At 40.8% G+C, this 25,623-nt stretch carries 19 protein-coding genes; 13 read left to right on the top strand and 6 right to left on the bottom strand.

Features of this window, described 5'->3' with window-relative positions:
* Positions 1 to 242: 242 nt before the first annotated feature.
* The 11 genes from H9631_RS14835 to H9631_RS14785 all read left to right on the top strand — a co-directional run bounded on the left by H9631_RS14835 (position 243) and on the right by H9631_RS14785 (position 14,286).
* The gene (locus H9631_RS14835) at positions 243 to 1,622 is read left to right on the top strand and encodes an aspartate aminotransferase family protein (protein WP_318246817.1); all 1,380 of its coding nucleotides are present in this window, start codon (positions 243 to 245) and stop codon (positions 1,620 to 1,622) included.
* A 213-nt stretch (positions 1,623 to 1,835) separates the two neighbouring features.
* On the top strand, positions 1,836 to 3,278 hold the full coding sequence (gene nhaC / locus H9631_RS14830; RefSeq protein ID WP_225221066.1) for a Na+/H+ antiporter NhaC: 1,443 nt from the start codon (positions 1,836 to 1,838) through the stop codon (positions 3,276 to 3,278).
* Positions 3,279 to 3,400: 122 nt separating this feature from the next.
* Complete coding sequence (locus H9631_RS14825) at positions 3,401 to 3,637, top strand: hypothetical protein (RefSeq protein WP_191814112.1); 237 nt, start codon at positions 3,401 to 3,403, stop codon at positions 3,635 to 3,637.
* A gap of 280 nt (positions 3,638 to 3,917) precedes the next feature.
* On the top strand, positions 3,918 to 4,964 hold the full coding sequence (locus H9631_RS14820; protein WP_191814110.1) for an ABC transporter substrate-binding protein: 1,047 nt from the start codon (positions 3,918 to 3,920) through the stop codon (positions 4,962 to 4,964).
* A 40-nt stretch (positions 4,965 to 5,004) separates the two neighbouring features.
* Positions 5,005 to 6,282, top strand: a complete 1,278-nt coding sequence (locus tag H9631_RS14815; RefSeq protein WP_191814108.1) for an NAD(P)/FAD-dependent oxidoreductase — start codon at positions 5,005 to 5,007, stop codon at positions 6,280 to 6,282.
* A 22-nt stretch (positions 6,283 to 6,304) separates the two neighbouring features.
* Complete coding sequence (locus tag H9631_RS14810) at positions 6,305 to 7,387, top strand: C45 family autoproteolytic acyltransferase/hydolase (RefSeq protein ID WP_191814106.1); 1,083 nt, start codon at positions 6,305 to 6,307, stop codon at positions 7,385 to 7,387.
* Between the two features lie 231 nt (positions 7,388 to 7,618).
* Positions 7,619 to 9,199, top strand: a complete 1,581-nt coding sequence (locus H9631_RS14805) for a bifunctional GNAT family N-acetyltransferase/carbon-nitrogen hydrolase family protein (RefSeq protein ID WP_191814104.1) — start codon at positions 7,619 to 7,621, stop codon at positions 9,197 to 9,199.
* Positions 9,200 to 9,444: 245 nt separating this feature from the next.
* Complete coding sequence (locus tag H9631_RS14800; RefSeq protein WP_225221065.1) at positions 9,445 to 10,512, top strand: ABC transporter substrate-binding protein; 1,068 nt, start codon at positions 9,445 to 9,447, stop codon at positions 10,510 to 10,512.
* A 114-nt stretch (positions 10,513 to 10,626) separates the two neighbouring features.
* Positions 10,627 to 12,243, top strand: a complete 1,617-nt coding sequence (locus H9631_RS14795; RefSeq protein ID WP_191814100.1) for an amidohydrolase — start codon at positions 10,627 to 10,629, stop codon at positions 12,241 to 12,243.
* 14 nt (positions 12,244 to 12,257) lie between these two features.
* A complete protein-coding gene (locus H9631_RS14790) occupies positions 12,258 to 13,601 on the top strand; it encodes an APC family permease (RefSeq protein WP_191814098.1) in 1,344 nt (447 codons plus the stop codon).
* A gap of 13 nt (positions 13,602 to 13,614) precedes the next feature.
* On the top strand, positions 13,615 to 14,286 hold the full coding sequence (locus H9631_RS14785; protein WP_191814096.1) for a GNAT family N-acetyltransferase: 672 nt from the start codon (positions 13,615 to 13,617) through the stop codon (positions 14,284 to 14,286).
* A gap of 519 nt (positions 14,287 to 14,805) precedes the next feature.
* Here H9631_RS14785 and H9631_RS14780 read toward each other — a convergent pair.
* The 6 genes from H9631_RS14780 to H9631_RS14755 form a co-directional block, all read right to left on the bottom strand.
* Complete coding sequence (locus H9631_RS14780; protein WP_191814095.1) at positions 14,806 to 15,909, bottom strand: polyamine ABC transporter substrate-binding protein; 1,104 nt, start codon at positions 15,907 to 15,909, stop codon at positions 14,806 to 14,808.
* Between the two features lie 91 nt (positions 15,910 to 16,000).
* Positions 16,001 to 17,077: an ABC transporter substrate-binding protein gene (locus H9631_RS14775; protein ID WP_191814093.1), complete on the bottom strand. Its 1,077-nt coding sequence runs from the start codon at positions 17,075 to 17,077 to the stop codon at positions 16,001 to 16,003.
* A gap of 199 nt (positions 17,078 to 17,276) precedes the next feature.
* Positions 17,277 to 18,365 (bottom strand): ABC transporter substrate-binding protein, encoded by a 1,089-nt coding sequence (locus H9631_RS14770; protein WP_191814091.1) that lies wholly within the window; start codon positions 18,363 to 18,365, stop codon positions 17,277 to 17,279.
* A gap of 97 nt (positions 18,366 to 18,462) precedes the next feature.
* A complete protein-coding gene (potC, locus tag H9631_RS14765) occupies positions 18,463 to 19,224 on the bottom strand; it encodes a spermidine/putrescine ABC transporter permease PotC (protein WP_191814129.1) in 762 nt (253 codons plus the stop codon).
* Positions 19,225 to 19,236: 12 nt separating this feature from the next.
* Positions 19,237 to 20,070 carry an ABC transporter permease gene (locus H9631_RS14760; protein WP_191814126.1) on the bottom strand — a complete coding sequence of 278 codons (834 nt, stop codon included), beginning with the start codon at positions 20,068 to 20,070 and terminating at the stop codon, positions 19,237 to 19,239.
* Positions 20,071 to 20,150: 80 nt separating this feature from the next.
* On the bottom strand, positions 20,151 to 21,221 hold the full coding sequence (locus H9631_RS14755; protein ID WP_191814089.1) for an ABC transporter ATP-binding protein: 1,071 nt from the start codon (positions 21,219 to 21,221) through the stop codon (positions 20,151 to 20,153).
* Between the two features lie 372 nt (positions 21,222 to 21,593).
* Between H9631_RS14755 and H9631_RS14750 the strand changes: the two genes are divergently transcribed.
* Together H9631_RS14750 and H9631_RS14745 are read left to right on the top strand one after the other, a co-directional pair.
* Positions 21,594 to 23,717, top strand: coding sequence for a sigma 54-interacting transcriptional regulator (locus tag H9631_RS14750; RefSeq protein WP_191814087.1), 2,124 nt, complete (start codon positions 21,594 to 21,596; stop codon positions 23,715 to 23,717).
* 279 nt (positions 23,718 to 23,996) lie between these two features.
* A complete protein-coding gene (locus tag H9631_RS14745; RefSeq protein ID WP_191814085.1) occupies positions 23,997 to 25,418 on the top strand; it encodes an NAD-dependent succinate-semialdehyde dehydrogenase in 1,422 nt (473 codons plus the stop codon).
* Positions 25,419 to 25,623 lie beyond the last annotated feature (205 nt).

Below are 25,623 nucleotides of genomic sequence, written 5' to 3'. Positions count from 1 at the left end.
TCCCTTTAGAGAGCTTACTTCTCTTTTGTAAAAGGCTCTTATCAAAACGCTGAAAAGTGGTTGATTAGAGCGCCCTATGTCATTAAAGATATTACATTTAAGATCTATATGCAATATTTATTACATTTATATTAAAAAAAGAAATTTTTATTTAAAATAGGTGTTTATAGGATATAATGAAATAAATATTTCATAATATGTTTAATAAAGAAATAAAAATTACTCAAAAGAGGTGCTGATCAGTGGCAATCAGTGAAAGAGGAATGGGAATCAAACGCTTCGTAGAAAGAACTCCAAAATCTTTGGAATTTTATAAGGAAGCAAGTAAAGTCATGCCAGGAGGGACGACGGCCAATATTAAATTTTTTTCACCTTATCCCATCATTATGGAAAAAGGGAAGGGGAGCCGCTTGTATGATTTAGATGGAAATGAATATATTGATTATTTGCTTTCCTATGGAGCGTTGGTCCTTGGGCATGGACACCCGAGAATACTCCAGGCGGTACAAGAGCAGTTAAATGATGATGGTACCTACTTATTTGGAACTCCGCACCGGTTGGAAGTTGAAATGGGAAAGAAAATTCAACAGCTTTATCCGAGCATTGAACTGCTGCGATATACAAACTCAGGCACAGAAGCAACTTTGTTGGCGATTCGCTTGGCATGCGCCTACACAGGTAAAAATAAAATTGCAAAATTTGAAGGGCATTACCATGGTGGATACGATCAGGTTTTAGTTAGTGTGAATCCGTCATTAGCAGAAGCCGGAAGTCCTCATCAGCCAAAGTCGGTTGCTGAGTCCAAAGGGATGGATCACTATCATGAAGAGCATACGGTCATTTTGCCGTTCAATGATTTAGATGCAGCTTCAAATATTCTGAGGAAATGGAAAGATGAACTGGCTGCGATTATCGTGGAGCCCATTCAGGGCGGGTTCATTCCGGCCGAGAGAGGTTTTATGGAAGGTCTTCGGAAATTGACGGAGGAATTGGAAATTCTTCTGATATTTGATGAAGTGAAAACGTGTTTCCGGCTGGGAATGGGAGGAGCTCAGGAGCATTACAATATTAAACCGGATTTGACGGCGCTTGGTAAGGCAGTTGGTGGGGGGTACCCGATTGGTGTTACAGGAGGACGAAAAAATGTTATGGAGGTAAGTCTTCCAAAGGCAGCTTCAGATGTGTTTGACAATAGTCAAAGTAAAAATTCCAGGGCTAGGGACGTGCTTTTTCATAGTGGAACGTATAATGGGCATCCCTCTATTCTGGCAGCAGGTCTTGAAACAATAGCCGTTTTGGAGGAGGAGATCAATCGAATCAATGAATCAGCTGAAAAGCTGAAAGCAGGAATCAGCAAGCTTTTCTCCCAACGGGGAATACCGGTACAAACATTGGGTTTAGGCTCCATTTTCAACCTGATTTTCACTGAAAAAGACCGAATTCTGAATTACCGGGACCTGCAAAACGCTGACTTTGAATTAAGAAGAGAATTAGATTTCCAATTAATCAATGAGGGAATCTATACAAAGCCGTTGAACCGTTATAGCATTTCAACTGCACATGGAGAGGAAGAAATTGACCAAACGTTGGATGTCTTTGAAAAAGTGATTAGAAAGCTGTAAATAAAGCTTCGCTTCTCGTTTGCAGAAGCGGCTTTTTTTAATAAAAAGACACCCAACTTTCAAAAAGCCATGCAAATCAGCAATCATTATTCATTTTTGAATAACCTTAGGCATCTTTAATAAAGAAAACGTTATCAGTAACCCCTTTCATTCTTGGCACGAATATTGCATTAGTAAATGATAACGCTTTTTTCATCAGGAGGTTACATAAATTTGAAAAAACAACAAGAACGGCAAGATGTAAAAAAACCTACTTTACTTGTAGCTTTGATTCCAATTGGATTTATGGTGATTGCTCTATTTACAGGGATATTCATATATAAGTCAGACCCTCATATTCCGCTGCTTTTAAGCGCAGGAGTTGCTGCAATCGTTGCGCTGCGGCTCGGATATAAATGGAAAGAAATCGAAGAGGGTATGCTTGATGCAGTCAGGATGGCACTTCAAGCAATCACCATCCTAATGGTAATCGGTGCAATCATCGGTTCCTGGATAGCTGCTGGAATCGTCCCAACGATGATTTATTACGGGTTGGATATTCTGGCACCAGGATATTTCCTTGTTGCTGCTTGTGCTATTTCTTGCATTGTTTCCATTGCCTCGGGGAATGCTTGGACTGCTGCAGGAACTATCGGGATTGCGATTATGGGAATCGGTCAAGGACTTGGTATGAATCCGGCTATGGTAGCAGGAGCTGTTATTTCCGGCGTGTATTTTGGAGATAAAATTTCCCCGCTTTCCGAAACGACAAATTTGGCTCCAGGTATTGTCGGAGTTGAGCTTTTTGAACATATCAAGCACATGCTTTACACGACTATTCCGGCTCTTGTCATTGCGTTGATCATTTATGCAGTGATGGGTATTAAATTCGCGGGGCAAGGCACTGAAATGTCAGAGGTGCAACTGCTTCAGTCCCAGCTCGGAGAAATTTTTACAATATCACCTTGGTTGCTGTTAGTTCCGTCATTTATTATTGTAATGATGATTTTTAAGATTCCAGCTCTTCCTGGATTGACAATTGGCTCGCTTCTTGGAGCAATCTGTGCTGTTGTAGTCCAAAAAGTTCCTGTTGGAGACGCCATAAACATTTTATATTACGGGTATTCTATCAACACAGATATTGAGATTGTGGACAATCTATTGAATAATGGCGGTATAGAATCAGTATTGTATACGGTTTCTTTGATCATTATAGCCATGTGTTTCGGGGGTGTTCTGGAAAGGACGGGAATTTTCGAAGCAATTGTCCAAGGTATCTTAAAATTAGCCAAAAAGACTGGAAGTCTTATTGCTGCAACGGTTGCGACTTGTATATCAGCAAATATCGTCGGCTGTGATCAGTACCTGTCTATCATTGTTCCTGGACGAATGTATGCTGCGGAATATGAAAAGCGTGGACTAAAGGCAAAAAACCTATCCCGTACACTTGAAGATGCTGGGACGATGACATCACCGCTTGTTCCTTGGAATACATGCGGAGCCTTTATGGCGACTACGCTTGGTGTTGCTACATTGAGCTATCTGCCTTTTGCGTTTCTATGTTTGATTAGCCCAATCATTTCCATTATTTATGGGATGATCGGGTTTAAAATAGAATACAAGGATGAAGTAGCTGAAAAAGCCAAAAGCAAGAGAGAGCAACATGCAGTCAGTTAACGTTGTTAACTGCTGCAAGCTCTTTTAACGAGAATTAATTGAAACTTTGGTTTTTTCAAAAATGAAAGCGATTCCTTTGTAAAAAATTGAAAAATCGGTTAAAGAGGGGGAGGATAGTGTTAATGGAAGAAATGATTTTAAGCCCTTGTGACGGAGTACTAGTTAGGTTCCGTATTCAAGAAAACCTTACCCAAAAACGCTGTAATACATTCTTTAAAATTAGGCAAAAGGATGATACCATACTGGAAATCAAAAAGACTTACCAAGGAAAAATATCTTCAGTGGAGGTTCGGGAGGGGGAGGAAGTTGTCAAGGGAATGGTCTTGGCTTATGTGGAGGAATATGCTCTCGAAATCTAAGTGAAATACAATCTAATTTCATTCAGCAGAAGTCTTCCGCTCCTGTAAGCGGTGAGATGAATGCCTATTGGTATTCTATTCAGAGGGGGTTCAAACCCCGCTGAATAAAGTGATAGTCCTCGGCGGATGCCAAAGATTTTCAGAGAAAATTTAGCGAGCGAAAGCTCGATAAAAATCTGTTTGCAAATACGCAAAAGCGCATTTGATTCACAAGCTTTTGGTTGGTATCTCAGGCGAGAAGGTGGATAAAAATTTCTAGCATCTAAAGGAGAATGTCTAAATGAGATTTAAAAGGGCAGGCTTACTTGTATCTGCATTAGTGTTTGTTCTGCTGATCGCTGGATGTGGGGGCACTGGAGCTGACGGCAAGGATGAAAATGTGGTCAACATTCTAAATTGGTCAGAATATTTGCCTGAAGAATTGATTAAGCAATTTGAAGAAGAGACAGGAATTAAAGTCAACTACAGCACAATCTCATCTAATGAAGAGCTTATTGCGAAGTTGAACGTTGGGAATGCTACTTACGATATAGCTGTCCCTTCGACTTATTTTATCGAGGTGCTGATTAATGAGGGGCAGCTTGAGAAAATGAATAAAGACAATATACCGAACTTGAAAAATATCGATGAAAAGTTTATGGGATGGGATTTTGATCCAGAAGATGAATACTCTGTTCCGTACATGTGGGGGACAGAAATCATTGCATATAATGAAGATCTGGTAGACTTTAAGATAAAGAGCTATAAAGATTTGTTTAACCCAAAGCTGAAAGATAGTCTTGTTGTAGTTGATGATCCCCGTACTATGTTAGGAGCCATGCTGGAAATGATGGGATATTCCGTAAATAGTACAAACGAAGATGAGATTATGAAGGCTGGTAAGGAATTGAAAAAGCTGATGCCAAATATTAAAGCATTCGATAGTGACAGTCCGAAAAACTTGCTTGTCAGCGGAGAGGTGAAAGCTGGAGTCGTTTATGGAGCTGAAGCAGCGCTTGCTATGAGAGAAAACCCAAGCATCAAGATGGTTCTTCCTGAAGATCATCTTAGCTTATGGCAAGATAATTTCGTTATCCCTAAGGGGGCACCACACAAAGAAAATGCAGAAAAATTTATTGACTTTATTTTGCGTCCTGAAATAAGCAAAGAAATTACAATGGATTATCCATATCATAACCCGAATAAGGCTGCGCTTGAATTGCTTCCTGATGATGTCAAGCAGGAGCTGGAATTGACGGATGAAGAATTTGAGCGGGGTGTACATGCAAAGGACGTCGGAGAAGCGATTAAGTACTATGATCGTGCATGGTCTGAAGTGAAACAGTAATATGTATAGTGACAGCTGCTAAATTCGAAGGAGTGGGAGCATGAGCAACAAATCGTTGTGGCAAGCAACAGCAAATGATCTGAAGAGAAGACCTGTGCAGCAAGGGGAGGAAACGTGTGACGTTGTTATCATAGGAGGCGGTTTTACTGGGCTTTCCGTAGCCTACCACCTGCAACAGAGAAATGTGAAAACTGTTGTACTGGAGTCCAATACTGTAGGTTCTGGAGCCAGTGGAAGGAACGGAGGAGAAGTACTTATTGGTTATGTTATGTCTATGCAAGCGCTGGCCGAAAAATATGGACATGACACAGCAAAGCAGATGTTTCATATGTCTTTGGACAGCATCGACTTGATTGAAAGCATTATTAAGAAAGAAAATATCCAGTGCGATTTTTTCCGAAATGGTAATATGCTTGCAGCATACAAACCATCACACTTGGATGGAATGAGACGGGAACAGGAATTTTTATATAAAAACTATCAATTTGAGACAAATATTGTGGAAAAACAAGATATGCATACCGAAATGGACTCTGATTTTTACCATGGCGCTCATATTGATGAAAAAAGTGCTATTTTTCATCCATTGAATTATTGTCTTGGCTTGGCCAACGCGGTGGAAAAAAGCGGTGGCACAATCTATGAACACTCGGAAGCTATCAATATTAAGCGGGTATCTCATGATCGAGTGATTGTTGAGACGAACAATGGGCGTATCTCCGCAAAGCAGGTGGGGATGTTTGTTAATGCTTATACGACGGATGTTCATAAACTAATCAAGAAATCAATTGTACCCGTCGAGAGTATTGTTCTTGCTACCGAAACGCTTCCTAAGGAATTGTGCAGTAATCTGATGAAATATAATCGCGCAGCCTGTGACACAAAGAACCTGTTGTATTACTTCAGGCTTTCCGCAGATAACCGTATGGTATTCGGAGGATCGGGACGAACCACGAGCAAACGGGATGCCCGAAGACTCTTCGAGAATTTACAGGCTGGCATGGTAGACGTCTTTCCTGCGTTGAAAGATGTTAAAGTGGATTATAAGTGGAGCGGAAAGGTAGGGTTTACCGTTGAAAGGATTCCATATATTGGTCAGTTGGATGACGGTACCCACTTTGCTTTTGGATACGCGGGGCATGGTGCGGCAATGTCTACGCTTTTAGGGAAAATTGTGGCCATGAATATGCTCAATGAAGGGGATAAAAATAATCCTTTGGATCGTTCAAACCTAAAGCCCATTCCGTTCCATAATATGAACGCCACTGGATTGGGAATTATGAAATATTACTTTAAGTTTTTGGATTATATTTCCTAAAGAGAAAGAAGGAACAACGTCTATGATTAAACAGTTAGATTTGGAAGGAACACCGCGTGAAATAGGTGAAATGCATGGTCGTGAAGGAAAAGAGCAAATTCAAGTCAGCTTGGAAACATATGAGAAGCTTTTCTACGGTTATCATCAAATTAGTTGGAAAGAAGCGTGTAACCTTGGGCTTGACCATTTAAAAGCAATTGAAGCATATGACCCTGAGCTGATAGAGGAAATGGAAGGAGTGGCACGCGGAGCAGGCGTCAGTTTCGAGGATATTTTAGCATTGAATGCACGAAGTGAAATAGCTCTTACTGGGCGAAAGGACAAACTTTTTTCAGATGGATGTACATCCATTGCCGTAACGTCCCCTGCTTGCGATGAAACGATTATAGGACAAAACTGGGATTGGAAAGGCAGTCAGATTGACAGTCTGTTGCTTCTTCGAATGAAACAAAAGGGTAAGCCTGATATTACAATGGTGACTGAAGGTGGGATTATTGGAAAAATCGGCTGTAACTCTGCTGGTGTGGCCGTTTGTCTGAATGCTTTAATTACAGATAAAAAATCCGATGAAGTTCCTATTCACCTAGGTTTAAGGGCTGTTTTGAACTCTTCTTCTTTCCATGAAGCCTTATCAAGAGTCAACAATGGTCAAATGGCTTCTGCTGCCAATTTTATGATTGCAAGCCACGAAGGGGAAGGCATGTCTTTAGCCGCCAACGTTGAAGTGTCACCATTTGGCATCGACATGATTACGGAAGCAAACGGTACAGCTGTTCATTCAAACCATATTCTTTCACAAGAGCTGTTGAAGAACTTAGTAGATTTGAATGAATTTAAATACACAGATTCGATGATTAGAAAACTACGTGCTGAGCAGCTCATCAATACGGCCTTGGCAAAGGGAGAAACGATTAATGAGGGTAGCTTTAAGAGATGGTTTACCGATAAATATAATTATCCGAACTCCATTAATCATTTCCCTAATGAAAAGGCACCGGAGCACCGCCGTTCGGAAACAGTATTCTCTATCATTATGAATCTATCACAAAAGAAAACTCTATTTTGTGCAGGTAAGCCAGCCATTGACGCATATGAAGAGATTTAACTTCATTTAGCAGAAGTCTCCCACATCTGTAAATGGTGAGATGAAAGCATATCAGTATTCCATTCAGTAGGGGTTCAAACCCCGGCTAAATGGTAGATGCCACATTTTCAGAGGGAATTTATCGAGCGAAACTCGAAAAAAACTGGGTGCAAGTAAGCCAAGGCGCATTTGATAAAAGGAGAGAGTATTTCTCTCCTTTTTGTAAAAAAAGAAAGGGAGAGGAGTGTATTTATGAGTGAAGCAGACACTGATAAGTATCAAAATGAAATCATCATCCGCAATATTCGTGAAGAGGACATTGAAGAAGTTGTAAAGGTCGCCAATTTAAGTTTTGGGCTTCCCGAAGTTGCTTTTGAAGCCAAGCATTACAGAAGCCATATTAATATTTTTCCAGAAGGGCAGTTTTGTGTTGAATATGGCGGAAAAATCATAGGGGCATGCTCCAGTATCATTATTAACTTTGAGGATTATGGTGAAGACCACACTATTGATCAAATTTCCGGAAAAGGCTATATTCAAAATCATAACCCAAATGGAAAGAATCTATATGGATTGGATGTCGTAGTGCATCCGGATTACCGGAAATTAAAGATTGGACGCCGGTTGTATGAGGAGCGGCGGAAGCTTTGCCGGAAGTATAATTTGAAGAGTATTTTATTTGGCGGCCGTATGCCTAATTATTACAAGTATGCTGACAAGCTGACGCCAGAAGAATACGTTAACCAAGTCATCACAAAAAAAATATATGATCCTGTTATCGTATTTCAAACAATGAACGGATTTAAATTTAAGAAAGTGCTAAAAAACTATCTCCCCCACGATAATGCCTCGTTAGAAAATGCAACATTAATGGAGTGGGTGAATGAGGATTATGCCCCTCCTTCAGACACGGACTACAGACATTCTTTACCTGTGCGTATTTCTTCCATCCAATATGACTATAAAGAAGTCCGGTCTTTTGAGGAATTTGCTAAGCAATGTGAGTATTACGTTCGAAGTAGTTCCAAGGTAAGGTCGGATTTCGTCTTATTTCCAGAAGCACTTACAATGCAGCTGGCTGCTTTTTCAAATGAAAGGTTTCCGAGCGGGCATGCCCAAGAGGTAACTGCTTATACGGAAAATTATATACAGCTGTTTTCTGATTTAGCTCTAAAATACAGTATTAATATTATTGCCGGATCACATTACGTGGAAGAAGATAACGAGATTTATAATGTATCTTATCTATTTAGGCGTAATGGCACTTTTGACAGGCAACACAAGCTTTATGTCGCCCCCTCAGAGAAAAGCTGGCTTGGTATCAAACCGGGAAAAGATGTAAAGGTATTTGATACGGACTGCGGGAAAATAGCGATATTGATCGGTTACGACATTCTCTTTCCAGAACTTGCCCGTAAAGCAGCCGATCAAGGAGCGCAAATTATATTTACACCATTTGCAGAAGAAAATGATCAAGGCTATTTACGAGTTCGCTATTGTTCTCAAGCAAGGGCTGTAGAAAATCAAGTGTATACAGCTATTTCTGGGTCGTCCGGAAATATGACGAATGTTACCCTTGCAGATGCAAGATGCGGACAGTCAGGCATTTTCTCTCCTATTGATTTTTCCTTCCCGAATGCAGGAGTCGTGGCTGAGAGCCGACCAAATGTGGAAGCTGTTGTTGTCGGGGATGTAGATTTGGAAACATTACGGAAAAATCGCCAGACAGGATCAGTAACGCCATTTCATGACAAAATTCAAGCACAGGAGCCGGAATCCGTCTCCATTATAAGACGCAAGAAAGGGTCTGCAATTGGAACAGGCAACGTATGAAAATAGCTTGTATACCATGATCGCCGTTGCTTTTTCTTTAGGCCGGGCTATTGCTCGGCCTTTTAACTTCATTCAGCAGAAGTCTCCCACACCTGTAAGTGGTGAGATGAAAGTCTATTGGTATTTCATCCAGTGGGGGGGTTAAACCCCGACTGAATAAAGTGAAAACCCACAGTTTTTCGAGGAGCTTGATAAAAACTAGGCGCATTTAATTCAAATATAAAAATCAGGGGGGAATGGCAGTAATGGAGAAACGCTTGAAGAATTGGGCTATTTTTGTAATCGTTATCATGCTAGTTGGTATTGTTTTGACAGGATGTGGCAGCAGCACAGGTGGATCGAAAAAGGAAGTCGTCAATATCATGAACTGGTCTGAATATTTGCCTGAGCATTTAATTGAGCAGTTTGAGGAGGAAACTGGAATTAAAGTGAACTATAGCGAGATATCTTCGAATGAAGAAATGATCGCGAAACTGAACGTCAGCGGTGGAGAATTTGACCTTGCGGTGCCGTCCACTTATTTTATTGAAGTTCTGATCAATCAAGATAAATTGGAAAAAATCAATAAAGAGAATATCCCCAACCTGAAATATATTGGTAAAGATTATCTTGGTTGGGATTTTGACCCGAATGATGACTATTCACTGCCATATATGTGGGGAACGGAAGTTATTGTTGTTAATGAAGAGCTGGTTGATGAGGACATTGAAGTGAAATCTTATAAAGACCTGTTTAATCCATACTTTAAGGATAGCCTAGTCATTTTGGATGACCCGCGTACCATGCTGGGGGCCATGTTGAGCATGCTTGGGTATAGCTCAAACAGTACGAATGAAAAAGAAATTGTAGCAGCAGGAGAAGAATTAAAAAAGCTGAAACCGAATATTAAAGTTTACGACAGTGATAATGCGAAGAATCTTTTGATTAGTAACGAAGTAAAAGCCGGAGTTGTTTATGGTGCCGAAGCAGCCCTTGCTATGAGGGAAAACCCGAACATCAAAGTTATTATTCCTGAAGATTTCCTTAGCCTGTGGCAGGACAACTTCGTCATTCCAAAGGGAGCAAAGAACAAAGAAAATGCAGAAAAGTTCATTAACTTTATTTTTGATCCCAAAGTCAGCAAAGATATCACTCTTGACCATCCTTATGTAAATCCGAATGAGGAAGCAATGACATTACTTCCTGATGAAATTAGGCAAGAAATTGAAATGACTGTCGGTGAAGGAATTGATCATCCAAAAGCAGCACATGCGATTGATGTCGGTGAATCTCTGCAGACATATGACCGTGTCTGGTCTGAGATAAAACAGTAGAGTTGTCAGGTGAATCAATCTCCTTATCCTCTTGCGGGTAGGGAGATTGATTCCTGGGATTGAGTAGACCCAAGGGAGTAAAGAGAAAAATAGCGGTTCAAGGGGGAATGGCGATTGGTCAAAGCAGATATGATCATTCAGGGAAATCGTATTTTTACAGGTAAGGAAATGTTGGAAGGGGGGATAGCTATCAAGGATGGGAAGATTATTGATGCTTGTAAGCAAGGAGGGCTGGAACATTATATAGACAAGCATACACAGATTTACAGATTTGATAATCAAACGATTATGCCTGGTTTTCATGATTTCCACATCCATTTAACACTGGGATGCCTATTTGAGGATTATGTCAATCTTGCTGATGCCCGTACAGCAGAAGAAACGGCTCAAAAGGTGAAAGAATTTGCTGACAGCCGTCCGGATGATGAATGGATTCTTGGTTTTAGTTGGTACCATATTTTCTGGGATAAAAAGGAGATGCCTGACCGGACTGTTCTGGATGAAGTAATTTCTGATCGCCCTGTATTTCTATTAAATGCTGAATGTCATGGGGCATGGCTGAACAGTAAAGCGCTGGAGCTGGCAGGGATTAATGAGGATACGGAAAATCCGCCATTCGGGATGATTATGAAAGATGAAGACGGAAAGCCGACGGGGATTTTATTGGAGACAGCTATGCGGCTTGCGGCTGACCAGGCGTTTAATATTCCGGAAAAGAAGGCAGTCGAATTAATGGAGCGTTTCTTAACCAAAGCCAATCGACTGGGTATTACATCAGTCAGTGATATGCTGCCTCTTCCAGGTTTTGAAGTAGGGGATCTCACCCTTTACCGGAAATTTGAAAAGGAAAATAAGTTGACGGTTAGAACATTTTTCCTCAGCCCGCTAAATGGGGATTTGGCTCAGGCAAGAAAACTGCGTGAGGAATATCAGTCAGATGTATTAAAGTTCTCAGGGTTAAAACAATTTCTGGACGGTGTTGCGACAACATACACAGCGTTGATGGTTGAACCATATTCCGACAATCCGTCGGAAAAAGGAGCGGCATTCCTGCCGCCAGAACTTTTGGATCAATGGGTGACGGAGGCTGACCGTGAAGGTTTTCGTATTCGCTTGCATGCATGTGGAGACGGTGCGGTACGACTTGGGCTGGATTTATATGAGAAAGCTGAAGAGCAAAACGGTCAGCGGGATTCACGGCATACAATTGAGCATATTGAAGTGATTCATCCGGATGATATCCATCGTTTCGCAAAATTTGGCGTGGTTGCTTCCATGCAGCCGGAACATATGGCAATTACTGAGAAGTATGAGGACAATGTCTATTTGTCCCGCATGGGAAAAGTAAGAGATCAATATATGTGGCCGATTAATACTTTGGGGGAATCAGATGCGCCCATGGCCTTTGGGAGTGATTTTCCTGTCGTTGAACTAAATCCGATGTTGGAAATTTACCGTGCGGTTACACGTAGGTTCAACGATGGAGAGCCAGGAGAAGGTTGGAATTCAAAGGAAAAAATCCCTTTGGCAGAAGCTTTGAAGCATTATACTGCGGGCTCCGCATTTGGGAATTTTATGGAGAGCAAGCTGGGAACATTGGAAAAAGGAAAACTGGCAGATGTAATTGTGATGGACAGAGACTTGTTTGCCATAGAGTCTGCGCAATTATTGGAAGCGAAGGTAAAACTCACGGTTATGGATGGAAAAGTCGTTTATCAAGATAGAGGATAAAAAGGAGGAAAGTGATGAGAGTAGAAACTGAATTTAAACAAGTGCTCACCCTGTTTCCTGTTGTACTTTTCGGATTGGCGTATATGGTCCCGATGACTGTTTTTACTACATATGGTATCGTATCGCAGCTTACATTGGGGATGTTGCCGGCGGCGTATATTGCCACTTTATTGACAATGCTGTTTACCGCTTATAGCTATGGAAGAATGGTTAAAGCTTATCCGTATACTGGTTCAGCCTATACTTATGCGCAAAAATCACTTAATTCTCATATCGGATTCTTTACTGGATGGATATTGTTATTGGACTACCTATTTCTTCCAATGATCAATTATTTAGTTATTGGCATCTATTTAAATGCTGAATTTCCTTCAGTGCCGAATTGGGTTTGGGTAATTTTGGCCATTTTAATTGTAACGTTTATTAATATAAGAGGGATAAAAGTTGTTACTAATGTCAATTTCTTTTTGATTGCTTTTCAAATTATCGTGATTGTGTTTTTCTTGATCCTTTCTGTCAAAACGATTTTAAGCGGGAGCGGAACCGGGACTTTATTCTCGACCTTGCCTTTTTTCAATCCTGAAGGGTCGCCTTCTTTAGTTTTTGCAGGAGCGGCCATTTTATGCCTATCCTTTTTGGGGTTTGATGCGGTCACAACATTGTCAGAAGAAACAGTTGATGCAAAAAGAAATATTCCTAAAGCTATTTTTCTAGTAACAATTATCGGAGGAGTGCTATTTATTGTCGTTTCGTACATAGGCCAAATGGTTTATCCGGATTATATGTCATTTAAGAATCCAGACTCGGCTCCCCTTCAGATTGCTGTTTTTATTGGGGGGAATCTATTTAAGGCAATGTTCCTTGCCGGATATGTATTGGGCTGTTTCGCATCAGCGACAAGCTCCCATGCCAGCGTATCCAGGCTTCTGTTCGCTATGGGGCGTGATACGATCCTTCCGAAGAAAGTGTTTGGGTATATTTCTCCAAAGTACAGAACACCGGTGTATAGTACCGTTATCGTAAGCTTGTTGGCACTGTCATCATTGGTATTTTCTCTTGAGACAGTGGCATCCTTTATTAGCTTTGGGGCGCTTGCTGCTTTCACAATAGTACATTTATCCGTTATCACACATTATTTCTTTAAAAATAGAAGAAGGTCGTTGAAGGATTCCTTTCTGTATCTAGTCATTCCTTTGATTGGGGTTATTCTCTGCATTTGGTTATGGACAAGCTTGAATCAGCATGCCTTTATTCTGGGGATCAGCTGGTTTTTTATCGGAGCTATTTATCTGGCATTTTTAACCAAAATGTTCAGGGTAAAACCACCTGAGCTAAGCTTTGATGAAAAAGTTTCTTAAGGGGGTTTGGCAAATGTATAAAAAGTGGTATGTCTTCAACGGGGATAAGCCCATCCAGGCTGTGGTAAAAAACTATACAAAGGATGATTTTCAAGCTCTGATTGACGTACAAAAAGAAAGTTTTCCACCGCCATTTCCGCCAGAGCTTTGGTGGAACGAAGAGCAATTGAAGGAGCATGTCAAGAGGTTCCCGCAAGGCGCTTTATGTGTGGAGATTGAAGGGGAAATAGCAGGTTCGATCACCGGGTTAATGATAGACTTTGACCCTAGCCAACCGGAGCACACGTGGTCGGAGATCACAGATGATGGATATATCCGTAACCATAATCCTGCGGGAAATGCCATTTATATTGTTGATATTTGTGTTAAGCCTACATATCGCAAGCTGGGCTTAGGCAAGTGGTTGATGCAGTCCATGTATGAGGTGGTTGTAAATGAGAGGCTGGAACGCCTTCTGGGTGGAGCAAGGATGCCTTTTTATCATAAGTATGAGAATGATATAAGCGCTCAGGAATATTTGAACCATATCATGGAAGGGGGTATCTGGGACCCTGTAGTAACTTTTTTGCTGCACTGCGGTCGTACCCCCGTCCAGGTTTTGCCAAATTATATTGAAGATGAAGAATCCTGCAATTACGCAGCATTGATGGAGTGGAAAAATCCATTTTTGAATCGTGAGGCGTAGAAGTCTTTCCAACAAAATGCGTCTTTAAGCAGTGGGAACCTGAATACTGCTGAAGCCTTAAGGATGGAGCCAATCACAAGCGGCTATTCATAACTTCATTCAGTAGAAGTCTCCGACTGCTGTAAGGGTGAGATGAATGTATATCGGTATTCCATTCAGTGAGGGACCTCCGGCAGATGCCATAGATTTTAGAGGCAATATACCGAGCGGAGCTCAATAAAATCTGGGATGCAAATCTGCAAGTGCATTTGATTTAAAACCAGTAATGTTTCTATGGAAGAAAAAAATCTGAATCTGTCTGCTTATCAAACAATATGTGTTCTATTAATGTCACGGCTAGGGGGACAGCGAAGCGATAGGATAGATCAAATCAATAAAGAATCATCACTTCGAAGTTTGATCTGACAACTAATCAATCGTTTGATTGGTGAGTTTATCCAGAATTTTTCATCCAATTTATAATACGACTCAAAAAAATCCTAAAGGAAGTGGTTTCTTCCTTTAGGATTTTCAGCATGTTTACTGTTTCACCTCAGACCAGGCGCGGTCATAGTCAAGAACGGCTTCGCCCAGATCCTGCAAGAATTCTCCTTTTTCCAATTCTACTTCAGGTGGATTGACTGCCGGATGGTTCATGATCTCTTCACCGATCAGTTTGTGCGCTGCCTTGTTAGGGTTGGAGTACGGAAAGTCCTCTGTTATTTCTGCGCTAATTTCCGGTCGTAGTACGAAGTCAATAAAGGCCTCTGCCGCACGTTGATTGGGAGCACTCTTTGGTATGATGAAGCAATCGATTCCTAGGTACATACCTTCTTCAGGCAGTACGGTCTCGATAGCAGGATTTTCGCTGTAGGCAAGATAAGCTTCAGCACCCCATACGATACCTGCTTTCGCTTCTCCATTTAGAAGCATGGTTTTTTGTGTATCGCTATCAAAGGCTTTGATGTTGGGCAGTAAATTAATAAGCAGTTCTTTTGATTTCTCAATGACCTTTGGATCGGTTGAGCTCATGGATTCACCCTGCATTTTATTGGCGATGCCAAGCATGATGCGTTGGTCATCCAATACGACCAGGGAATTTTTGAATTCCGGTTTCCACAAATCTTTATAACTTGTAACCTCATTATCTACTGTATCTTTATTATAAGTGATAAATGCACCTCCCCACATATAAGGTACAGAATACTTGTTACCGGGATCGAATGACTTATCCAAAAATTGCTCATCTATGTTATTGAGATTGGTAATGTTATCGAGAGTAATTGGCTCAAGCAGCCCCTCTTTCCGCATGATTTCCACCATATAATCTGTCCCAACAGCTATATCATAACCGGATGCACCAGCATTTATTTTAGCCAACATCTCATCATTGGACGAGTATACACTGTAGTTCACTTTGACCCCATATTCCTCTTCAAATTTCTTAATCACGCTGTCTGGCATGTACTCAGACCAGTTGAATAGATTCAACTCTCCTGTGACTTGATTCTCTTCATTGTCAGTATCACTAGATGCTTTCTGTGATTCAGGAGGGCTTTTTCCACCGCAACCCGCTAAAACCGCACTGATCAGTAATAAAAAAACAGCAGGCCATGCAAAACGTTGATATCGTGTGTTTATCATTTGCCGACTCCTTCCAAATGTTAGATGAGCGGAATATACCATTTATTCAATTTTGAAAATATAGAGGAGGAAACCTCCTCTATGAGTCTAATTATTGCGAACCTTTTGCTTCTGACCAAACACGATCATATAATTGGATCGCTTCTCCAATATCCTTAATATATTCGAGGCGTTCAATTTCTTCTTCAGGCGGATAAATGGCAATATTATTGAGGATTTCTTCGTCAATCAGCTTGCGAGCCTCCTTATTGGGATTGATATAAGGCTGATGCTGTGCGATTTCCGCACTGATTTCAGGCTCTAAAATAAAGTTGATGAACTTCTCAGCCAACTCTTTATTTTTGGCACCTTTTGGTATGACCCAGTTGTCCATTGTAATAAGAAGACCTTCTTCAGGAATAATGGTCTCAAAGTTTGCTCCTTCTCTTTGAGCTAAGGCGATTTCAGGACCCCATACCAATCCTCCAGAAGCTTCCCCATTCACCATCATTTGCTTAGGACTGTCACTGTCAAAGGCTTTGATATTTGGAAGGAGTTCAACCATCTTTTTCTTAGCCTCTTCGAGATGTTTTGGATCAGTATCATTTGCGCTATATCCGAGAGATTTCAGTATCATCCCAATAATCATGCGCTGGTCATCAAGGACAACCAATTTATTTTTCAGCTTTGGATTCCATAGATCAGTATAGCTTTTAATGTTAGAAACATTAACTCCGATTGAGTCGGGATTAACACCAAGGGACAATGTATTTCCCATGAACGGTATGGAGTACTTATTCCCCGGATCAAATTCTTGATCCACATAGTCATCTATCAAATTCTTGAAATTGGATATGCTCTCTAAATTGACCGGTTCGATCATATCCCGTTCTACCATTGAAGGGATAATATAATCACTTGCCATTGTAAGATCATATATGCCTCCGCCTGCAGCAACCTTTGCCAGCATTTCTTCATTAGATGAGAACATGCTGTAATTTACTTTTACATCATATTCTTCCTCGAATTTTTTTATGGTGACTTCAGGGATATACTCTGTCCAGTTAAAGACATTCAACTCTTTCGATTCTTTTCCTCCGGAAGTATTGCTTGATCCGCAGCCTGATAAAAAGGTGCTTACTAGCAGAACGATGATCATCCCTGCAAAAATATGCCTGCCTCGATTCATAAAATTCCTCCTTGTCTGATTGGTTTAAAGATACTTCTATGTTTGTGGTTAGTGCTGACTTATCGTCTTTAGGTCCAAGCAGGCACCTTTTCCTTCCTAAGATAAGTCAAATCGGCTCTCCTTCGGCATCGCCGTGTTTCCTTTATCTCGTCGGATTCCCTCCAGTCTTTACGCCGCTAAACGTCGTCCTCCGCTTTTCTTACTGCTTTATCTCAGACCAGACACGGTCGTATTCCAGAATAGCATCCTCAATGTCTGTAAAAAATTCACTTTTATCCAAAAACTCTTTGGGCGTATAGACCGCTGGATCGTTCAAGATGTCATCGTCAATAAATTCATGGGCTGCAAGGTTCGGGTTTGCATAAGGGAAGTCTTTGGATATTTCGGCACTCGCTTCCGGCTGTAAAATAAAATCGATGAAAGCTTCAGCATTTTTTTGGTTTGGTGCTCCTTTTGGAATCACAAAATTGTCCATCCAAATATTAGTTCCTTCTTCAGGAAGAACAGTTACAATAGATGAATTTTCAGTTGAAGCAAGGTATGCTTCGCCACCCCAGACAATACCGGCTTTGGCTTCGCCGTTTACAAGCATTGTTTTTGGGCTATCGCTGTCATAAGCTTTAATATTCGGCAAAAGATCAATCAGAAGGTCTTTGGATTTTTGGATCACTTTCGAGTCTGTTGAGTTCATTGATTCTCCCTGAAGCTTATTTCCAATTCCAATTAAAATCCTTTGGTCATCCAAAACAACAAGTGAGTTCTTGAACTCAGGGTCCCACAGATCTTCATAGCTGTTGATATCTTTTTTCACAACGTCTTTGTTTATGGCAATAACAACATTCCCCCACATATAAGGAACAGAATGTTCATTGCCTGGATCAAAAGTTGGATTTAAAAACTGTTCATCCAAATTACTCATGTTGGGAATATTGTCTTTATTAATAGATTCAAGTAAATTCTGCTTTTTCATAATCTCAACCATATAGTCACTTGCAACGGAAATATCATACCCTGCCGCGCCAGCACTGATTTTGGCTAACATTTCTTCATTGGATGAGTAAACATTATAATTGACTTTAATTCCGGTCTCATTTTCAAACTGTTTAATTACCCGATCAGGCATGTACTCAGACCAAATGAATAAATTAAGCTCTCCACCATCATTGTCCTTTGAACCAGCTTCCTCACCAGATGAACTGCTTTTGCCACATCCAGCAGCGAAAGTAGCGACAATTAATGTCATAATAAAAAGAACGATATATTTGCCGCTTCTTTTTGTAGGATTCATAATATTTTCTCCCTTCGAATTTTTCTAAATTCCATACTCCTTAAATAGCCGGTACCTTTTAAGTACCAGCTATATTATATTGAATCGGCTAGTTTAATTATTTGTTTAGTCTGAGTTGTGCGAATACAGCGATAGACAGGGTAATCACAAGCATTAATGTGGAAAGGGCATTTATCTCTGGTGATACACCGAACTTCACCATCGAGAAAATCTTCAAAGGCAATGTTGTGCTACTTGGTCCGGCAACGAAGAAACTGATAATCACGTCATCAATGGATAGGGTGAAAGATAAAAGCGCACCAGCCATGATACCTGGTCCGATGATAGGCAGTGTAACCTTTGTAAAAGTGTGCCACTCATTTGCGCCCAGATCCCTTGCGGCTTCTTCCATTGATGGATCAAAGCCTTCCAGCCTCGCCCTGACGATAACGACAACGAATGGAATACAAAATGTTATGTGGGCAATGACCAAGGTTGAAATACCGAGAGGGACGTTGACAAGTGCGAAAAAGGCCAGAAGAGAAATCCCCATGACAATTTCCGGAATGACGATAGGGAGGTACAGCATCCCATCAAGTGCAGTTTTGCCACGGAAATGAAAGCGATACATACCAACGGCGGCGATTGTTCCGATCATTGTGGCAACAATGGTTGAAACGAAAGCGACTGTCAAACTATTTTTGGCCGCAGCTAGAATGTCACTGTTTTGCATGAGTTTCCCATACCATTCAAAGGTGAATCCAGTCCATACAGCATTTAATCTTGATTTGTTAAAAGAGAATACGATCAATATAATAATCGGAATATATAAAAATCCGTAAATTAATAATGCGTATAGAATCGATGGTAATTTTTTCAGTCGGAGATTCATCTACAACACCTCGAGTCCTTTTTTATTACCGCCGATTCTGAGATAGATGAGGATAAAGATTAGTGTCAGCACCATCAAAATCATAGATGCAGCAGAGCCGAACGGCCAATCTCTTGCTGTAAGAAACTGATTTTTTATCAGGTTTCCGATCAAGAGTGACTTGGAGCCCCCCATTAAATCGGGGATGAAGAACAGCCCAAGCGTTGGGATGAATGTAAGTAGGGCGCCGGCAACCACTCCAGGCATTGTGAGTGGGAGGGTGATCCTTATAAATGTTTGCCAAGGTTTCGCACCTAAATCGCTTGAGGCTTCCAACAATGACTTATCCAGTTGTTCAATGGATGCATAAAGCGGTAAAACCATGAAAGGAAATAGTGTGTAGGTCAATCCGACCATGACAGCGCCGTGGTTGTACAACATGGCCAATGGCTCGGAGATAATGCCGATCTTCATCAGTACTATATTAATAACTCCTTCTGTACGCAAAAGGACAATCCATGCATATGTTCTAACAAGTGAATTTGTCCAGAATGGCACCATGACAAGCATGACTAAAAATGCCCGGTATTTCTTTGGTGCTCTTGCAATAATATAAGCAAAGGGGTAGCCAAAGACTAGACATAGGATAGTTGTAAAACCAGCTATGACCAATGAGTCCCATAAAATTTTCAGATAGAGGGGGTCGAAAAAGCGGGTATAGTTTTCTAATGTAAAGCTATACTCCACTCCGCCATATAATCCCCTTGTGGCAAAACTGATAATTAGTATGAAGAGAAGTGGAAAAATAAAAAACAGTACAAGCCAAAACGTAACAGGTGAGAGTGTCCAGGCCATTCCGAACAATCGACCGCTTTGGTGTTTCTTTTTCTTGGTCACCCCCGGCGTTTTATCGGCTGGTGCAACATTGGTTTCCATCATGCAATGATCACCGCCTTGTCAGGCTCCCAATTCACATATACGTCTTGATCAACAGCGAATGAATGAGCCACTTCCGGTGTCTTGTTGATAGTCACTTGATCTCCCCCGGGAAGGGATACGACTGTTTTAATGATGGATCCTACATAAATGTGTTCTACGACTTTGCCTGGAATGGCGAAGCCGGCTCCGTTCAGCTCATTATGCAGCTGTACTCGCTCGGGGCGAATGGCCATTGACACTTCTTCATCCAACGATACTTTGGTTGTTGGAATGATGGGTACTTTATGCCCGGAAAGGTCGAGGTATGCATGTTGTTCGTCTAATCCGATAACTTTTCCTTCAAACAAGTTCGTTTCACCAATAAAATCTGCCACAAAGCGAGAAACTGGACGTTCGTAAATTTCATCAGGTGTACCAAGCTGTTCAATAATACCGCCGTTCATAACGGCAATCCTATCAGACATCGTCAAGGCTTCTTCTTGGTCATGTGTTACATAAATGAAGGTGATGCCTAGTTTTTGTTGCAAATGTTTCAGCTCAACCTGCATTTGCTTGCGGAGCTTTAAATCCAGTGCCCCAAGAGGCTCATCAAGAAGCAGAACCTTTGGGCTGTTGACCAAGGCGCGCGCGATAGCGACACGCTGTTTTTGTCCTCCACTTAGCTGATCAGGCTTGCGTTTGGCGAAGCCTTCAAGCTGGACTAATTTAAGCGCTTCCATTACACGGCGCTTAATATCTTTCTTGTTTATCTTTTTCATCTTAAGTCCAAAAGCGACATTATCAGAAACATTCATATGAGGAAATAAAGCGTAACTCTGGAAAACAGTATTAACATCTCTCTTATGAGGGGGAATATTGCTGACTTCTTTTCCGTCTATTATGACTTCTCCATCAGTGGGCTGTTCAAATCCAGCAATCATACGAAGAGTTGTGGTTTTTCCACACCCTGACGGTCCTAAAAGGGTGAGAAACTCTCCGCTTTTGATATCCATATTAATATTTTTTACCACAACGTTGTCATCGAAGCTTTTGACTACATTGTTCAATGTGACCATCAATTCACTCACAATAATACCACTCCTTTAGTCTTGGTTGCGATTTTTAGTCAGAATATTAACTTTAGACAAAACTTATGAAATATTAATGCAAATTACATGCCAAAAGTTATATGTCCAATCTATTTAAATTAATAGGCAAAATTCTATGAAAAGGAAAGAAAATTATGATGTTTTGCATAGTTTATTCGAAATAGAATAAAAGGGCGGATTTTTTTAGTCCTTTTTGAAAAATATTTACACGAAAAAAATTATGCAGAAAATACCTTGATAATTCATTTCTGAATATAAAATGAAAAAATTCATAGATGAATGTGTTTTTTCTGCTATAATGAACAATATAGAAGCGACAAAAACTGACAAAAGCGGAAGGGGGAGAGCGGTGTGTTTTTAATTTCGAGAGATATTATCCAATCAATAGTCAAGCTTTCTGTGGATCAGCCTCAGCGAGATTGGCGAACCCTTTTGTCGGATAAAAAGAACCGATTTATATTTTTGGAGGAAGGCGGAACAATCACTTCCTATATTTATTTGAAGGAGCTTCCTGTAAGTGAGCGTGAACATGGGGAGTTAGAGCTTGAGCAAATTAAGGAATATGCTTTGCCTATTACCGAATTGAGCACACTATCTGAAAATCTGTCTTTTTCTTCAATATTTCAAGTGCTTGGAAAGGAATTATCTTTAATTAAAAATGAAAGCGATTCAATTACTGGCTATGTATTACGTGAGGATTTGATTGTTGAGCTTTTTAGGCAGGAAAATGAAAATGCCAATATATTGAAGATTCTTCTGATGTCCATCCCGATGGGGATATTCATTATTGACAATCACGGAATGATTATTGACTGCAATGAATCGGCCTTGGAAATGACCCGCTTTAAAGCAGGGCAGGTATTAAAATATCCAGCTGAAACAATATTTAATGCTGATCATCTGAAGCATGTTTTTCAGACTGGTGAAACCGTTTTAAATCAACTTCAAGTCACAAATGAATCGGGGATTCTCGTAGACTACAGTCCGATTATCAATGATGAAAAAAATGTTGAGGGAATTATAATCATTGTTCAAGATATTCCGATGGTCGAGCAGATGGCTATGGAACTTGAATCGGTCAAGAATTTGAACAAGGATCTGAATGCTATCCTGTCCAGTATTTATGATGAAATTCTAGTAGTGAACGCTAAAGGGGAATTAATTCGTTATAGTGAGAACGCTATCCCGGAATTTTGGGGAGTAGACCTGAAAGACTTGGTCGGTAAAAATATTATCGAACTCGAAAAGCAGGGGCGGTTCATGCCTTCGGTGACACGGCTTGTCATTGAGAAAAAGAAAAAAGTGTCTGTTGTGCAGGAAACCCCAGTTGGCAAGAAGGTTTTGGCTGTGGGCAATCCGGTGCTTGATGACAATGGCGAGATTGAAAGAATTATCGTAGCCTCCCGGGATATCACAGAAGCGACTCGTCTGCGTGATGAACTCCGTGAGATGAAGAAAATATCCGCTCAGTATAAACAAGAGCTTGATGAGATGAAGATGCAAGAACAATTAAGCCGGAAGCTGATATATCGCAGTCAAAAGATGGAAGATATTATGGGGCAGATTCATAAAGTAGCGAAATTTTCGTCCACTGTACTGATCCAAGGGGAATCTGGCGTCGGTAAAGAAGTGATTGCTCATGCGATTCATCAACTAGGTAGCCGAAAGGAGCAGCCATTTTTAAAGGTGAATTGTGGAGCCATTCCAGAAGCACTCTTGGAAAGTGAACTTTTTGGCTATGTGAAGGGTGCCTTCACTGGTGCGGACCCAGGTGGTAAAGATGGTTACTTTAAGCAAGCTGACCAAGGGGTGTTGTTCCTTGATGAGATTGGAGAATTACCACTCAGACTTCAGGTGAAGCTTCTTCGTGTCCTTCAGGAGAGAGAGGTTGCTCCTGTTGGCAGCACTCAAACTTTCTCGGTTGATGTTCAAATAATAGCGGCGACCAATACAAATCTAAGAGAAATGGTGGCGGATGGGTCGTTTCGTGAGGATCTCTTCTATCGTTTGAATGTTATTCCAATTCATGTTCCGCCATTAAGAGAAAGACATGAGGATATTCCGTTAATTGCTTTTCATTTCCTAAAACAATTTAATGAAAGGCATAATAGCAGCTACCATTTAACGCCGGATGCTCTTAATCTATTAGAAGCATACACTTGGCCTGGAAATATTCGGGAACTGCAGAATATCGTTGAGCGTTTAGTAGTCACGGCTGATGAAGAGATGATTGATGCCAGCGTGGTTGGGCAAGTGTTGAAATTGAATGAGCCGATGACGAAGGTGAAACCGATTATCACCAATATCATGCCATTACAAGAAGCCTTTGAGGCAGTAGAAGAACAGCTTATTACACAGGCGATGAATCTATATAAAACCACAACAAAAGCGGCGGTAGCGCTAGGAATCAGTCAATCCTCCGTCAGTAGGAAATATCAAAAAATTGTCAGTAGGAAACAAGGGGTAGGAGGATAAAAGGTTTGATATGTTCGTAATGTGGTAATTTATGCATTTTTGAATAAAACTATTGAAGATAGAATAGATTTGTTGTTAAAATGAAAGGGCTTTAATCTATTAAACGCTCTAAAATGACGGCGTTTTCAAAAGGATAGTATTATTTTAAAGTTGGCATGGTAATTGCATAATAATATTGAGTGACTGACTTCGATTCGGAACAGCTTTTTCGAACAAATGAGTTAATCATTGAGACTAAATCATTTAATCTAATTTAATTTGTCTGAAGGGGGATTTTCCATGTACTACATTAACGGAGAGTGGCATGAATCTGATCAAAAAGAACAAATTACTAACCCAGCAACGTTGGAAGTAATTGATACAATCTCGGTTTGTGGAGGAGAAGAAACAAAAGCGGCAATCGCAGCTGCAAAAGAAGCTTTTAAAACTTGGAAGAAGACCACAGGAAATAAAAGAAGTGCCTATCTTTTCAAAACAGTCAATTTAATGAAAGAAAGAGTGGACGAGCTTGCACAGATTATCACGCTGGAAAATGGGAAACCGCTTCCGGATGCAAAAAGAGAAGTGCTCAGCGCAATCAGCTATCTTGACTGGTACGCAGAAGAAGCGAAAAGAATATACGGAGAAGTGCTTCCTGCTTCCCACCAAGATAAAAGCCTTATGGTCATTAAACAGCCGGTCGGAGTCTGCGGAGCCATTACTCCATGGAACTTCCCACTTTCAATGATTACTAGGAAAATTGCTCCTGCACTTGCAGCAGGCTGTACAATCGTCCTTAAGCCTGCATTGCAGACACCATTATCTGCAATTAAAGTGTTCGAATGCTTCCATGAAGCAGGACTTCCAAAAGGTGTTGTAAACCTTGTTGTTGGACCTGCCGAAGAAATTGGAAAAGCATTGACATCCAGCCCGGATGTGCGCAAGCTGACATTCACAGGTTCCACATTTATTGGGAAAAAGCTCGTTCGCGATTCAGCTGATACGATGAAAAAAGTATCAATGGAATTGGGTGGACATGCTCCATACATCGTTTTTGATGATGCGGACATAGACTTGGCTGTTGAAGGTGTTATGCTGTCTAAGTTTAAAAACTCAGGTCAAACATGTATCAGTACAAACCGTGTGTATGCACATCAAAGCGTTGCAAAGGAATTTGCAGAAAAACTTGCTAAACGAACTGCAGAGCTGAAAATTGGTGACGGGCTGGAAGAAGGAACTGACGTTGGCCCTCTAATCAATGAAAAAGCACTTGAAACAATGAAAAACCAAGTAGCAGACGCTGTTAAGAACAATGCAGAAGTCGTTGCAGGAGGAAAAGTTTTCAATTACGAAAATGGTGACGGATACTTCTTTGAACCAACGGTTCTCTTAAACGCTACAGACGACATGGTCATTGCAACAGAAGAGACATTTGGTCCAATCGCACCAGTATTCACATTTGAAAGCGAAGAAGAGATCATCGAAAAAGCGAATAGTACATTATATGGACTTGCCGCATATTGCTATACAAAAGACTTAGGCCGTGGATTAAGAATGATGAAAGAGCTTGAGTTTGGAATCATTGGAATCAATGACCCGGCTCCAATTGTCATTCAAGCTCCATTCGGCGGGATAAAAGAAAGTGGAATGGGTAAAGAGGGCGGAAAGTTCGGTCTGGAAGAGTATTTGGAAGAGAAATTTGTATCTATTTACGAAAATTAATAAGAAAAGCGCAAGGTGCCCGTCTAGCGATGGCAAACTGAACAGAATGGCGGACGCCTTGATCAGCCTAACCAAGATAAGAAGCGATGTAGACTGATCGTAGTGCTTTGAGCCGCTTCGCTATAAAAAATCCACGCAGAAAATGGTGAGATTATTCATAGTGAATCAAGTTTGCTAGTTGTTGAGCATCGGGGCTAACAGTATA

Source organism: Bacillus norwichensis (assembly GCF_014836955.1).
In the GTDB taxonomy this organism is placed as follows: domain Bacteria; phylum Bacillota; class Bacilli; order Bacillales; family Bacillaceae_C; genus Siminovitchia; species Siminovitchia norwichensis.
This window is presented reverse-complemented; position numbering and strand designations above follow the sequence as displayed.

Coding starts and splice junctions, on each gene's coding strand:
- H9631_RS14775 (WP_191814093.1), bottom strand. CDS start 17,077: ATGAATCGAGGCAGGCATATTTTTGCAGGGATGATCATCGTTCTGCTA.
- H9631_RS14815 (WP_191814108.1), top strand. CDS start 5,005: ATGAGCAACAAATCGTTGTGGCAAGCAACAGCAAATGATCTGAAGAGA.
- H9631_RS14785 (WP_191814096.1), top strand. CDS start 13,615: ATGTATAAAAAGTGGTATGTCTTCAACGGGGATAAGCCCATCCAGGCT.
- H9631_RS14745 (WP_191814085.1), top strand. CDS start 23,997: ATGTACTACATTAACGGAGAGTGGCATGAATCTGATCAAAAAGAACAA.
- H9631_RS14760 (WP_191814126.1), bottom strand. CDS start 20,070: ATGGCCTGGACACTCTCACCTGTTACGTTTTGGCTTGTACTGTTTTTT.
- H9631_RS14810 (WP_191814106.1), top strand. CDS start 6,305: ATGATTAAACAGTTAGATTTGGAAGGAACACCGCGTGAAATAGGTGAA.
- H9631_RS14780 (WP_191814095.1), bottom strand. CDS start 15,909: ATGATAAACACACGATATCAACGTTTTGCATGGCCTGCTGTTTTTTTA.
- H9631_RS14820 (WP_191814110.1), top strand. CDS start 3,918: ATGAGATTTAAAAGGGCAGGCTTACTTGTATCTGCATTAGTGTTTGTT.
- H9631_RS14770 (WP_191814091.1), bottom strand. CDS start 18,365: ATGAATCCTACAAAAAGAAGCGGCAAATATATCGTTCTTTTTATTATG.
- H9631_RS14805 (WP_191814104.1), top strand. CDS start 7,619: ATGAGTGAAGCAGACACTGATAAGTATCAAAATGAAATCATCATCCGC.
- H9631_RS14790 (WP_191814098.1), top strand. CDS start 12,258: ATGAGAGTAGAAACTGAATTTAAACAAGTGCTCACCCTGTTTCCTGTT.
- H9631_RS14800 (WP_225221065.1), top strand. CDS start 9,445: ATGGAGAAACGCTTGAAGAATTGGGCTATTTTTGTAATCGTTATCATG.
- H9631_RS14825 (WP_191814112.1), top strand. CDS start 3,401: ATGGAAGAAATGATTTTAAGCCCTTGTGACGGAGTACTAGTTAGGTTC.